11 protein-coding genes and 2 tRNA genes are annotated in these 13,365 nt (G+C 40.0%); 3 read left to right on the top strand and 10 right to left on the bottom strand.

What is annotated here, in order from left to right:
• Nucleotides 1-62: 62 nt before the first annotated feature.
• From ACJVC5_RS02010 to ACJVC5_RS02000, 3 genes are all read right to left on the bottom strand, one after another.
• Nucleotides 63-1,196 (bottom strand): PAS domain-containing protein, encoded by a 1,134-nt coding sequence (locus ACJVC5_RS02010; protein ID WP_408097710.1) that lies wholly within the window; start codon nucleotides 1,194-1,196, stop codon nucleotides 63-65.
• Between the two features lie 119 nt (nucleotides 1,197-1,315).
• Nucleotides 1,316-2,725, bottom strand: a complete 1,410-nt coding sequence (locus ACJVC5_RS02005) for an MFS transporter (protein ID WP_408097709.1) — start codon at nucleotides 2,723-2,725, stop codon at nucleotides 1,316-1,318.
• A 157-nt stretch (nucleotides 2,726-2,882) separates the two neighbouring features.
• Nucleotides 2,883-3,479 (bottom strand): hypothetical protein, encoded by a 597-nt coding sequence (locus tag ACJVC5_RS02000; RefSeq protein ID WP_408097708.1) that lies wholly within the window; start codon nucleotides 3,477-3,479, stop codon nucleotides 2,883-2,885.
• A gap of 335 nt (nucleotides 3,480-3,814) precedes the next feature.
• Between ACJVC5_RS02000 and ACJVC5_RS01995 the strand changes: the two genes are divergently transcribed.
• Nucleotides 3,815-5,215, top strand: a complete 1,401-nt coding sequence (locus ACJVC5_RS01995) for an AAA family ATPase (RefSeq protein WP_408097707.1) — start codon at nucleotides 3,815-3,817, stop codon at nucleotides 5,213-5,215.
• A gap of 2 nt (nucleotides 5,216-5,217) precedes the next feature.
• Nucleotides 5,218-5,928 (top strand): hypothetical protein, encoded by a 711-nt coding sequence (locus tag ACJVC5_RS01990; RefSeq protein ID WP_408097706.1) that lies wholly within the window; start codon nucleotides 5,218-5,220, stop codon nucleotides 5,926-5,928.
• A 489-nt stretch (nucleotides 5,929-6,417) separates the two neighbouring features.
• Here ACJVC5_RS01990 and ACJVC5_RS01985 read toward each other — a convergent pair whose 3' ends face one another.
• The 3 genes from ACJVC5_RS01985 to ACJVC5_RS01975 all read right to left on the bottom strand — a co-directional run bounded on the left by ACJVC5_RS01985 (nucleotide 6,418) and on the right by ACJVC5_RS01975 (nucleotide 8,400).
• Nucleotides 6,418-8,091 carry a hypothetical protein gene (locus ACJVC5_RS01985; RefSeq protein ID WP_408097705.1) on the bottom strand — a complete coding sequence of 558 codons (1,674 nt, stop codon included), beginning with the start codon at nucleotides 8,089-8,091 and terminating at the stop codon, nucleotides 6,418-6,420.
• 120 nt (nucleotides 8,092-8,211) lie between these two features.
• Nucleotides 8,212-8,289: transfer RNA gene (locus ACJVC5_RS01980), tRNA-Glu, on the bottom strand.
• A gap of 34 nt (nucleotides 8,290-8,323) precedes the next feature.
• Nucleotides 8,324-8,400: transfer RNA gene (locus ACJVC5_RS01975), tRNA-Lys, on the bottom strand.
• Between the two features lie 149 nt (nucleotides 8,401-8,549).
• On the opposite strand from ACJVC5_RS01975, the gene mtaB reads away from it, so the two are divergent.
• Nucleotides 8,550-9,839, top strand: a complete 1,290-nt coding sequence (gene mtaB, locus ACJVC5_RS01970; RefSeq protein ID WP_408097704.1) for a tRNA (N(6)-L-threonylcarbamoyladenosine(37)-C(2))-methylthiotransferase MtaB — start codon at nucleotides 8,550-8,552, stop codon at nucleotides 9,837-9,839.
• Here the strand turns inward: mtaB and ACJVC5_RS01965 are convergent.
• The 4 genes from ACJVC5_RS01965 to ACJVC5_RS01950 form a co-directional block, all read right to left on the bottom strand.
• Complete coding sequence (locus ACJVC5_RS01965) at nucleotides 9,832-10,974, bottom strand: hypothetical protein (RefSeq protein ID WP_408097703.1); 1,143 nt, start codon at nucleotides 10,972-10,974, stop codon at nucleotides 9,832-9,834. The genes mtaB and ACJVC5_RS01965 overlap by 8 nt on opposite strands.
• Nucleotides 10,971-11,342, bottom strand: coding sequence for a hypothetical protein (locus ACJVC5_RS01960; protein WP_408097702.1), 372 nt, complete (start codon nucleotides 11,340-11,342; stop codon nucleotides 10,971-10,973). Before ACJVC5_RS01960 ends, ACJVC5_RS01965 begins: the two co-directional genes overlap by 4 nt.
• Before the next feature lie 86 nt (nucleotides 11,343-11,428).
• Nucleotides 11,429-12,697 (bottom strand): adenylosuccinate synthase, encoded by a 1,269-nt coding sequence (locus ACJVC5_RS01955; protein ID WP_408097701.1) that lies wholly within the window; start codon nucleotides 12,695-12,697, stop codon nucleotides 11,429-11,431.
• Nucleotides 12,698-12,878: 181 nt separating this feature from the next.
• Complete coding sequence (locus ACJVC5_RS01950; RefSeq protein ID WP_408097700.1) at nucleotides 12,879-13,223, bottom strand: hypothetical protein; 345 nt, start codon at nucleotides 13,221-13,223, stop codon at nucleotides 12,879-12,881.
• Nucleotides 13,224-13,365: the final 142 nt, after the last annotated feature.

Below are 13,365 nucleotides of genomic sequence, written 5' to 3'. Positions count from 1 at the left end.
TAGGGTACTGTTAAGAGAGGATAAGTGCTCCATTAGTGATTATTTTAGTGAACACCATGTAATTATGTAAGTCCCATCTCTGCCTTTAATAGTTCAAGTTCCTTACGTAGTATTTCATTTTGTTCTTGGATGAGTTTAAAATTGGTGATTTCAAATCGGAATGACAAAATTTCCTGGAGAACTCCTTCATTGTCTCTAATAGGAATGATGATGGTATCGACCCAGTAATAACTTCCGTCCTTCGTTTTGTTTTTAATTTCTCCTCTCCAATTTTTTCCACTCTGGATGCATTCCCACATTTCTTTAAAGAAAGATTTTGGATGATGGCCGCTGTTTAGGATTCGATGGTCCTGACCGAGTAATTCTTGTTGAGAGTATTTAGAGATACGACAAAAAGCTTCGTTGGCATGAATGATTTTGCCTCGGGCATCTGTTCGGGCCACAATGGAGAATTGATCCAGACCTTTTTCAAAGCTCGATAATTCGATATTGCTTGTAAGTTGAGTAATCTCTTTAATCGTTTCTTTTGTTACATCTTGAAGAATTCCTTTCAGTACAAAGTTTTTGTCTGATAAAGAATCTTTTCTTCCACTTAGCTTGATCCATCTATGACTGCCGGATTTGTTCGTGTATTGAAATGTAAAATCAAATTCATTTTGAGTGCGCACGAGTTCTTTGAACTGCTTAACATCACTTTGAGAGAAAAATTTGTTCATGTCTTCTGCTGAAGGCGTGTATGTCATTGGGTCTAGTCCAAAGATATCAAAAATTTTCAGGCTCCATTTGAGGTTTTTGCGGACACTATCATACTCCCAATGACCAAGATTGTAGTTGTCACTGATCTGATCCAGAATTGAAAAGATGTGCTTTCTCTGAGTGATATCTTTGAGAGTGCACCAATAGTGGTTCTTATCTTGAATGCGACGAATTTTTAGATTCAACCAGTAGTTTTGCCCATTTAAATCAATAAAGCGACATTCAGTTAAATGAAGTTCTAAACTTTCTGGATTTTTAAAGAACGACCAAATTTTATTTTTGCTTTCATCGTGAATCAAATTGAGAAAAGAGATGCCTTGTTTAGGACCGATCCCGAATAGATTTTTCCAATTTCCATTCACATCATGAATCTTACCGCTTTCGTCGAGAATACAAATCAAATCATTGGTGAAACTGAGGAAGTGTTGAATAGGTGTCATGAGTTAGGCTCCGAATCTGAAGATCACACGAAGAGCTTCTCGGACACTTTGAAATTCACTTTCTGATGCGGATCAGGTTTTGAGAAAAAAAGGCCCTGCTAGTGCAGGGCCTGGTAACTTTATAGTGAAGTTTGAATTTGATAACGTGTTCTTAATGCTGTCATTACTCCAAGGGCAGGAAGAACACTGAATGCTCCCAATAAGTAAATTCCGATTTGTAAAACTTGTCCTGAGTCAGTGGTTGTTGATAGACCACCAAGATTTACAATCACTCCGGCAATGGCGGATCCGAAGGCCGTGGAAATAAGCTGAGTGGTCGAAATAAAAGCTGCCGCCACATCTTGTTCTTCTTTTGGCGCAATAGAAATCATATGTGTTCCTAGATGGGCCCAACCTGCGCCAATTCCACAACCCACAATTGCGACTGAAATAGCAATAAGCGGAATTGAAGTTGTGCCAAGGCTGAGTGTAAGTCCGATCATTCCTACAATCATGATAATCGGGCTAAAAAGCATGAGTTTTTTTGCCTGGGCTTCGCTAACTGATGCTGTGAAAAGCGCGGTTAAAGTCCACGCCAGCGCCTCTGTGGCGATAATGTAGCCGGCCACGATTGGAGTAATACCGAAGGAGACTTTCAGAATATAGGGAAGAAAAGCAAAACAACTCGTACCGGCCGTAAGTAGTGCCATTGTTGCCGAGACTGAGCCTAAATTATATTTAGGGTTAAAGGCACCGTGAGGCAGAAGACGATTGCTTGAGCGATTATCAAGTTTAAACAGCATGGTAAGCAAAATTAAAGCGATGACTACGCCAATGATGGAAGCACTCAATGTTCCTGGGACGCTTCCTGCTGATACTGAAAGGGCGGCGAAAGCGAGTAGGGCGAGACGTCCAAAAGGTGTTTTTGTAGAGGACGTAGGCTGACTTGAGTTTATCGGAAGAAATTTTTCAGATAATACAGCAAACAAGGCGCAAAGAATTAGGGCCGTCCAAAACGAAGCCCTCCAAGAACTGAATTCAACGAATAACCCACCAATCAGAGGACCTGAAAGAGCGGCCACTCCCCATACTCCTGAGATCATCGCAATCGCTCGAGCGTGAAGGTACTCAGGAAAAATTTGGCGAATGGTTGTGTAGGCAAGAGCAGTGAGAAGTCCTCCTCCAATTCCTTGTAATAGTCTTCCGAAGATCAAAATATGAATCGACGGAGTGATTGCACAGAGGACACTTCCAAGAGAGAAAACGGCCAGGGCCAGACGATAGGCCTTCTTAGGTCCTAGTCTCATTGAAACCAACGGGGCCCCAGCGGCGGCAACAATAGAGCCAACCATAAAAAAGGTTGTCGCCCAAGCGTAAAAGGCAACTCCACCAATGTCAGCGATGACAGATGGAAGAATAGTAGCAACGACGTAAATGAAGATAGCATGGAGGGAAACTCCGCCTGCTAAAATGAGTGATCGACCAAAATTGGTTCCCGTGAAAAGGGCCCCCCAACTTGCGTCTAATGTTTGATTATGACCGGATTTCATATCATCTCCCGACCTATGTGGTCCTTAAAGTTAATGTTGTCCGATCATTTAGCGTTGGTCGTGCTAATATAACAACATTTGTGCCAATAAGTTGGAATAATGATAAATAGTTGGCGGCGGTAGATATAAAAAGGCCCCACAATCGCAGGGCCTTTCATTATTTCATTTTTATCGGCTTTAGTCGTACCCGAGTGCATTTTTCGTTTAGTTCCTCATTCTCATTACAATTATAAAGAACAAATTCACTTCCTTGTTGATCAAAGAAGAGGGTGCCATCATCCCTTTTCATGCAATCACTATAAAGGATGTCTTTCCAGTCATAAGTTTTCCAGTCGCCGAGGCCGCAAAATCGATTTTTATTAAACTCGGTGGTGGCCGCATACTGCAGAGGCATGACCACTGCGTTTTTAAGGGTGTTATTAAGCTGTTTAAAGGTGCTGTCAGTGAAAATGCCATAACCCTTAAGGTTCATTTCCAAAATCGCTGTTTGACAGTTTTTCGTCATGAACCACACTGACCATTCAAAGTGAGTCAGACCTGCTTCTTTATAAATTCTAAACTGATGGTCGGCCTTCAGCTCCTTTTCGTTCTCAAGCGGAACACACTTGGCCTCATAGAGTTTCCCGTCCATGGCAGAAGTAGAAAGCCCATTGATGGTCTTGATTGAGGTCGTTGTCTTATTGGAGCTAGAGGACTTGCCGCATGCAGTGACCAGCAAAGAAATCATCAGCACTGAGAAAATAGATAAATTCACGGAGGACCTTTTGAGTGAATGAAATTTTCTCCAAAAAGATCAAATTTGATGGTGAATGTAAAATTAAATTCGAGTTCGAAAATTAGGCAATAAAGAAAAGCCCCGCAAATGCGAGGCTTTTCTTGTATAAACTTGTTACTCCCAAGGGGATTCGAACCACTTGTATACACTCGTAAGCATGATTTACTGAAAGCATAAAAATATGGGTCAATTGAAAGTGATGGCTCGGTGCGCAATTGGTTTAATGAGAGGGGAGAGATGGTGCTGTGCACTTTATGTTGTTACAATGTGATTTGTCTGAAAATGTAGTAAAATAGGTTAAACAGAGGTTTTCTTTGAAGCGCAATTATTTAAAAAGTTTAGACATTAGAAGGTATGCTTATTATAAAAACTCCAAGATAGAGTTTGATAAAAATATCAATCTATTTATTGGAAGAAATGGTGCAGGTAAAACTTTTTTCTTAAACAAGGTTTTAAATCCTCTTTTAAGTAGTGAATTTGAGAAACTTGATCTTACCAACGGTATAGATGTCTCTTACTCGATTGTTACAGTTTACGATGACGTTGAATATGAGATTGCCTACACCGTTATATCTGAGCCTATGCTTTTAAATTCGGAAGAAAAAAGAAGCTTTCAAATAAGAGTAGAATTAATAAAGGGAAAGGAATTAATATTTACGTATTTCAGAGATAATAATCAGCATCAAATCCAGTTTCATGCATTCGATCTAGAAGAGATTACTATTCCAGTAGAATCAGTGAGTTTGAAAAATTTAAGTAGACTTAATTTCCAACAAGATCTTGCAGTTGTTTATTTAAATGAGACCAAATATAAAGCAGTAAAAGACAATTCAAAAAATAATTTTTTAACTTTTTTCGTCCAAATCATTCCTAGATTTAGTGTTCCAAGCATTAATTATCAAAGTGCTTTCTATTCATATGAAGGTGGAAGGAATGCTCTGCCTGGAAATTTTAATTTTTCAATAGATTACTTGAAAGATTTTTTTACAGCTGAAATCCAATATATGACTCAGAATACTGGATTTCAAATAGCTGAAGGATTTGCGCCGCGCCCGCTATTTGTAGAGTTCTTTAGCCATTTCTTTATTCAAAAGCTTTATAACAAAGATATATTCAAAGATATTGACCTCGAAAAGATAATTCATGATGTTTCAGAGTCTTTCTGCAGGATTGAGCATGTGGACTATTTTTTAAGCTCTGGAAGATTTAGACGTATAAAATTTCAACTTCTGTCCGGGAATGTTACAGAGTTAAAAGAATACGATGCGCCCTCATTCTTGTTTAAAATGAATCTTCAAATACTAATTGAAGACAGGAAAGGAGATGTTAGGCCCTTGTTTAATGCATTGACAGAGGGGGAGAGTCGTTTCTTGTCTTACTGCTTGATGATCAATCTAATATCAAAATATTATTTTCTTGTTGATGAAATAGAGAATGGACTACATCCAGAGTGGATATCTCATATTATGAATGAAAGTTCGAAGCAGCTTTTTATCTCAACCCACAATCCATTCGTTTTAAATAATTTACTTTCACTTTTGGAGTCAGAAGATTTTACGGATTCTCATTCTGTACATGTATGCAGATCGAGAGATGAGAAAAATTCAATGTTCTCGGTAGATGAGATTGACCCAAAACTTAAGTCCCATATTGCTCTTGCTTTAAAACGTGAAACAGATTTTTCTAAATTACTTACGAAATATAAGATTTGGTAGTAATGATAGTTACAATTTTTAATGAGGATAGGTTTAAAGGCACTAGAGATGGTATCGAAAACCTATTAACAGAAATTGCAAAGTTTTACGGTAAAGATGTTTTGATCACACAAGAAAACCGATACTTTGGGAATAAGTGGAAGGAGCGTCAATCAATGGATTTAGCGGCGATGGACGCTGCTAAAGCTTTACTTGTAGATGAAGCAATCATTATATATTCCGATGCTGATACGAAATGGTCTAATTATAAATCTGTTACAGATGAAAATTATTTGTCCAATAAAACCTTTTTTGATCGATTAGTGCAAAAGATAAAAGAAAAGCTAGAATTCCTTTTAAAGGATGGTGACCCTGACATTAATCCTCAAGAGATCGAGAAATGCCTAACCTATTCTTTGGGAAGAATTATTCTTTTGTCGCCTTGTTGGAATATTGAGTCTTGGTCATATTTTAACAAAGACGAGTTTAAAAAGATCTCTACTAGATATAAATTAGACGAAGTTATAAATCCTATCATTGCAACACCTCATGGAAACTTTGAAGAGAAGAAGATGTCTGTATTGGGGGAAGCACTAAAAAAAACTTCGACTTCACAGGCGAGGAAGGATACCTTTAACGAAGAGTTACTTTCGACTTCTTTTCCAATTCAAGCTTTGTATGATGTCGACAAATACTTTAAAGTTTTTGTAGATGATTTTATAAAGATGCTCTGAATGTAGAATCAAAAAGTAATGGGTGCTTCGAATTCACCACCCATTGTGTAAGTAAAAAATAATTTTAAAATTAACTAAGAGTTGTTCCTTTTTTTGGCCCATCTCGTGAGTCGTAACTAATCCAGTTTATACATCAATCCCTAGGTCTCTTGGACCCATGGGATCTACAAAAGTATTTTAAAAACGAGAAAATCGGGTAAAAGAAAGCCCCGCAATGCGAGGCTTTCTTTGTATAAACTTGATACTCCCAAGTCGTGGAGTTTCGAACTGCTAGTTCATTAATTCAGCCATCAAAGATTGGCTTAATGTTTAAATGAATCATATCGGGACATAAAACGTTCTTGTGCGGGAGTTGATTTTTTGATATTTCGCGTGATTTTCAAATTGATAATAACTATTACAAGGAATTTTGGAGTTATTGAGGGTGGAATATATATAGAATATGGTCGACTGATTCTAGACTCGCGAAATTTTCTTTTAACTCCTTGATTACGGCTTTGATACCATTTCTTGAATAAGCTTTTCCAGATTTTCTTTAATTTGGTTGTATCCTTCTATATCAAGACGATCTTGGTATGCGATACTATTCACAGTTTTATATGGTTTCTTAATAGCAATTGAATGAAGGTTAGATGAACTTTTCCATTCCGCTGTATACATTAAGTTTCCACTGTCCCATCCTCGGCGTTGTAGCCAGCGGATAGGCCCATTTTTACGATAAATTTTGATCCATATATACTTAGGAAAGCGTGGTCGGCGAGAACTTGGTAGTAAGTTTATTTTTTTACCTAGGCTTAGTTTATATTTGTATTTTGCTACTACTTTTTCACATATAGCCTGCGCGTCGTCGAATTCTAAACTCAAAGAGCCGGGATCTAAGGTGATTGTAATGTCCAGACGGAAATCCTTGCCCGCATGATTTTCTTTCACTTCACGGATTTTTGGCAAATTTTTTTTCTTGAAGGTAAGTTGTATCTCTCTGGCAGCTTTTGGCCATCCTGATTTTATAAGATAGTTGTATACTTTATACTTATTAACTAATTTATGAGATGGAGAAGGCCAAAGCATAGAAAGGTCTAAAAAATCGACACACTTATCCAATGGTTTATCTTGTTCCAAATACTTTTTTAAAATGTCAGTTGTGATAAAAACGGTAGAGGGAAGTACATCATCAGTATCTATCTGAAACATGAATCGATCATACTTCTTGTGAGTCAAAGCAAGAATTTTCGAAGATATGTTGATAATATCAAGGATAATAGTCTCCTTCGAGGTCAAGTCTGTATGTATGCTAACTTGCAGTTGTTCCCCTGCAAGAGAGTAAGAGGATTCAATAATACCTACTATCTCTAAGTTAAGTCTTCCGCAGCGATGTCTTAAAACTTGATTTAATACGCCAATTGGCCATTTAAAATTGCCTACTTCTTTGATGAACCTTTCATTTCTGCACTCAAAGATAATTATTGCGATTGCTAATCCGTTGATGACTCTTCTTAGTTCATCCATCTTGTCCAAGAGTTCATTGGAGCTAATGCAATGAACGTAAGGAGTATCTGTTTTTCCATATACAATGCCGTTACCTTTAAAATGAACTTCTCCGTGAGCAATTCCATTTCGTATGCGGTCATCAAATCCAGAATACAAATGTGCAAGATCATTTGTTTGGAAAAACTTTTCACCTTGGCCTAGGTTGAATGAAGCTTTGACCCCTTTTTTTCTGCATATGCCCCAAAAAACTGGGATGAGGTTCCCAAACAAGTGCTCAACTAATCTCAAATATTCTGGATGCACTTGATTTGAAATTGTTAAATTATCTGAAGGACGATTTTGATCAAAACTCTCATTACTGTTTGTGATATCTACTTTATTGAATAGTTCAGAGAAAGCGATTGAAAGCTCTACATGCCACGCTTCAATAGCATCAAGTGTCCTTTTCGGATCATTCTCAAGGATTTTCAGAGCAGAAATAATTACTTCATGATCCCAATATGACCAAGGAGCTGTGGTCGCGAACTTCTCTAATGTAAACAGCCAAATTGAATTAGTCTCTTCAGATAAGAAGTGCTTAAAACTACGACGGACTTGATAAAGAATATTTTCTTTCTCTGTTCTATCAAAGTGGTAGTTATCTAATTCGGACCTGATACCCATCGGAATTCTCATTTAATTAAGAGTTTTTTGTTCGAATTACTATCACGAATGGTTAAGCATTTAGGAAAAGATTTATAGATATGGTAGGGCAAAAAAAAGCCCCGCAAATGCGAGGCTTTCTTTTTATAAATTTGGTACTCCCAAGGGGATTCGAACCCCTGTTACCGCCGTGAAAAGGCGATGTCCTAGACCGGGCTAGACGATGGGAGCGTAACCGGAATGTGCTCTGTAATTTTTCGATGAATGGTGATCTCGCTGTGACTCGAACACAGGACCCCCTCCTTAAAAGGGAGGTGCTCTAACCAACTGAGCTACGAGACCACTTTCAATCGAAGGTCTACAAGTTATTGTTTTGGACGAAATTTGTCAAACACAAAAATGCAAAAATTTAAGATTTTTTTTTGCCCTAAACCAAGATTTTTTACCCACTTATTAGACAAATACAAAGGCATTCGTTAGATTCCCGCTCTATGGAAACTACCAATCTTACTTCTAAAAAAGTCGCTTTTCACACTCTTGGATGCCGCCTGAATTTCTCGGAATCAGGTTCTATTGCGCAGGGGTTTGTTGATAGGGGTTATGAAGTCGTGGAATTCGGATCTGAGGCCGATGTGGTCTTCCTTAATACATGTACAGTAACTGATGGCGCGGACTCTACCTGCCGTAATCTAATTAGAAAGGCACAGGCCTCTTCTCCGGAAGCGAAAATTGTTGTGGCCGGTTGTTACGCGCAAATGGAAGCGGACAAAATTAAGAACATGCAAGGCGTGGATCTTATTCTTGGGACTTCTGAAAAATATAAAGTCTTCGATTACCTTGATTCAGAATCTGATCAAGAAATTCATATTGATAAGTCCTCTGATTTCTGGGGAGCGGCCACAACTCTGGCCGATTCACATACTCGCGCTTTTCTGAAAATTCAGGACGGCTGTAACTATGTGTGCTCTTTCTGTATTATTCCATTTGCTCGTGGTCGTTCACGCACAATTTCGGTCGAGGACGCTATTAAAGAGGCCAAGGATCTTGCGGCCAAGGGGTTCAAAGAAATCGTGCTTACGGGTGTAAATATTGGCGAATACGAGGCGATTAGCGGCGAGAAGCTCACTGATCTCGTGAAATTAATCGCAGATATTCCAACTGTAGAGCGACTTCGTCTTGGTTCGGTTGAGCCAAATACAATGACTCGCGAACTTCTTGAGACTTTAAAGGCCACCGGAAAATATCAGGATCATTTCCACATTCCACTTCAGAGTGGAAGTGATGCCATTCTGACTTCAATGAGAAGAAAATATAATTCCTCTCAGTATAAAGAAATCATTTCAATGGTTCGTAGCTACTTCCCACAGGCCGCTTTCGGTGCGGACGTGATTGTTGGTTACCCAGGCGAGACTGAAGAGCAGTTCCTTGAAACATTTAATCTTCTAAGAAATCTACCGATTACTCACTTCCATGTGTTCCCATATTCTAAACGGAAAGGAACGACCGCCTCTAAAATGGAAAATCAGATTCAGTCACCGGTGAAAAAAGACCGAGTGAGAACATTGATGATGTTAGGGGACGCGAAACTTGATGAGTTCTCAGCAAACTTTGTTGGTAATACAACGAACGTTCTGTTTGAAAATGAAGTCGATGGTTTCTGGGAAGGATACAGCTCTAATTATCTTCGTGTAAGAGTGAAATCTACGGAAAATTTAAAGAACGAGATTCGTTCTGTTCGCGTAGATTCTTATGTCGGTGGAAAATTAATCGGGACTATTTAGGATCTAAATAGGTCATTTGATAAGTGTTTCTGTTGATCACGTCTTCATCAATCCAACAGCCCTCAACCGTATATTGGCCATTATTGTGAGCAGTTGAGTTGCAATCATCCAGATAAGCGCCGGTCTGGCGATTTTTGCAAAGGCACTTCTTATCTTTGGTCCAAGTACCAAAATTACTTCCCCAAGTATTGCGGAGAAGAAGTTGGCAGCTGTTTCCAACCTGTTTCTTTCCAACGATCAGCGATTCGTGATGTTCACAACCTTGAGCGTATTGGAGTTTTGCTCCATTAGGATTTCGGTAAGTGATTCCTTGAAGATTTGGTTGAGTCAGGGCCTTGGCGCAATAGCTCACTGAAACTGGGGCCTTAATTGAATCCATGACATTAGCAATCTTACCTGTGACGACTCCGTCAGTTTCTCCGAAAATTTTTATAGTTGCTTTCGGTGCTTGAAGATTGAATTGCTTATTCTGGCATGCCTGGAACAGGAGCTTCTCCACCATCTCAGGTGTTGTGACCGCGTTCAAGTTGCGCAGAAGAGGCAATAGTGCGTCCCAAGTGGCGTTCGATGAACACCATCTCATGTCCGCATCGGCCTTCGTTTCTTTGATTAAAGTGATGATATCAATGTCATCCAGGTTTGATTCTCTACCTTCCAGGGCCGCAAGCGCACGACTTTCGTCATGGGCAGCCAGTCTTTGGGTATAGGTCTCAATAAATTGCACGACTTCAGAATCTTTTGTCTTCGCGGCCTTTGCCATTTGGGCAAGTGAACTTTCAACCGTACTGTATGAACAAATAGGGTAGGTTCCCAGAGATTCGATGGTGCGTTTCACATTTCCACTACCAATCATTGTTCTGTTTCTTTCATTTGGAACTGTTTTAATCGCGTGCTTACCATGATTCATAGCAAGCCATAGTGGATGGGCCGTTCTCTCCTGAACTCCTTTTTTCATCAGATTGTAATCAAGAAGTTGAGATGTCACATAGGCATAACAAATATTCGTTCCGTCTTGATCATAGACCGGAATTTTTCGAAAGGGTGAGTTCGATTCAGTGATCAAGTTTGTTGGAGTACAATCTGTTGCGAATGTTACTTGAGAGATAAAGAAAAGAACAAGGGCGAGAAACTTCATTTAACAAAACCACCAATCGCTTCAGCTGAAACGATAGATTTATCTTTAAGTACACAAAAAGATTGTTCGTTATTTTGAGCATCTTTAAGAATGATCACAGGAAATTTAAGAGCGTGGCAAACCATGGTATCTGGATTCTGACCACCAGCACTTGCAGGAATACGAGGTTTCGTTTGCGCTGTTTTGAAAAATTCTTTGGCCTCACACTTTTGCGAAAGACATGATTCTGAGACCCATCCTTTTACAGAATCTTCCCAACAAACTTTTTCTTTTTGAGAATAACCGGTCCATGTCTCGCAGTTTGCCGAAAAGGCCGCACGAGAGACAAAGTAACAAATAATAAGCGCGCAAATTTTGAAGAAAGTCATAAATCCCACCCGCTTCCATTATGTCTCAAGGTTTTGAGTGCACGAAGCGGGTAAGATTTGCAGTAGGGGCGTTTGGAGGATTTTAATCAGCTATATTTTTTACGGAACACAATCTGATTACGATCTGGTCCATAGGCATAGATGCCAACTTGGATACCAAGGCTTTCCTGAATGAAGTTAATGTAATCTTCCAGTTCCTTCGAAGTCTTGCCACCAGAGAAGTCATCAGTGAAAGGCCTGAATTCTTTATACAGCGGTTTAGCGTTATAGAGATTGATACCAGGGTAGGCACAATCAACCACTTTGCCGTTCACTTCATAGGCGTAACAAATTTTAAGCTCTTTTAGATTGCTGAGAATATCAAGCTTCGTAAGAGCGATAGAAGTCAGTTGCGAACACTTAACTGAGTAGCGAAGAAGAGGAATATCTAACCAGCCACAACGACGTTTACGTCCAGTTGTTGCGCCAATTTCGTTACCTTTAATTTGAATCTCAGAACCGATCTCATCGAAAAGCTCAGTCGGGAAAGGACCTTCACCCACACGAGTCGTGTAGGCCTTGGCCACACCGATCACTTCTTCAAGTTTGCGACCTGGAATTCCGGCACCAGTGTAGATACCTGCACCCGCAGTCGAAGAAGAAGTTACGTATGGATAAGTTCCGTAATCAATATCAAGAAGAATTCCCTGAGCACCTTCATAAAGAACGCGTTTGCCTTGAGAAAGCTTGTCATCAATCAAGCTGAAAGTATCGGTCACGTAATCTTTAAGAGACTGGCCGTAACGATAAAGGCGCTCAACTTCTGATTCGATTGAAGGGATTTCAATTTGATAAAGATGTTTAAACAGGATCGCTTTTTCAGCGTAGCCAGTTGAAAGACGACGAACAAGAGTGTCCTTGTCGAGAAGGTCTTTCACCTTAATTCCACGACGAGAAACCTTATCTTCGTATGCTGGGCCAATGCCTTTTCCAGTTGTACCGATTTTCTCAGGACCTTGAGACTCGCGAGCCGCATCCAGAAGCTTGTGATAGCTCGTGATAACAGTGGCCGTAGAAGAAAGTTTTAAATTATCCGGGGTAACGTTTGTCACACCTTTGATTTTTGAAAGTTCGTTGAGGAAGTTTTCTGGTTCAAGTACAACACCGTGGCCGATAACTGACAAACAGTGTGGGTGAAGAACACCGGATGGGATTACGTGAAGAACTGTCTTTTGACCATTCACCCAGATCGTGTGGCCAGCATTGTGTCCACCTTGATAGCGAACAACTAAGTCACATTTTTCAGCGAGAAGGTCAGTTAGTTTGCCTTTACCTTCATCACCCCATTGAGCACCAATAATCGCGAGCGTTTGCATTGAATAAACCCTTCGTACGTTAAATGAATGTCGGAGACCGCACTATACGTCGGCCGGGTTTGAATTTGAATGGGTATGAGGAATTGTAAGATGAATGATTCGAAGCGTTTAAATAAAAAGGGGAGATATTGCTATCTCCCCCTCTCGAAAGGCGCCCAAAACATCCTGGGAGGAATAGATTCTAGGCGATCGATCTCAGTTCTAATCTGCTTTGTAATGTATCGAGAACACCTTGGAACTCACTCAAACTCGGTAAGTTACCGAAATGAGTGTTCTCGTGCATGTTCATCGATACGAAGTCGAAGATTTCCACAGGAGTTGAACGTTCCGCTCCCTTTTGGAAGGCGCGCCAGTTGGACTTACCGGTCTTCCTATAGTTCGCGAAAAGATTCTCAACCATATCCTGCTTAGTCTTGACTCCCACACCAACCACTTGTCCGCTCGAATCTACTTCGAGGTACCAGACACGGTAATCATTCTGATTCTTCGGGTGCTGCTTGGTCTCCACGGCAATGGCCAGAAACATACGGAACCTCCTTGCTCTCGTTCAAGCTGTTCGACATCTTGTCTTGCTTGATGTGTGTGTTGGAGGTCACCCCGCGGTCTCCTTCCTGGAGATTTGGATGACCTTCTAGCATCCTGCTCTCCTTAAGGATCTCTTATGCCCC

The sequence above is a fragment of the Peredibacter sp. HCB2-198 genome, from assembly GCF_045999315.1.
Lineage (GTDB): Bacteria > Bdellovibrionota > Bacteriovoracia > Bacteriovoracales > Bacteriovoracaceae > Peredibacter.
This window is presented reverse-complemented; position numbering and strand designations above follow the sequence as displayed.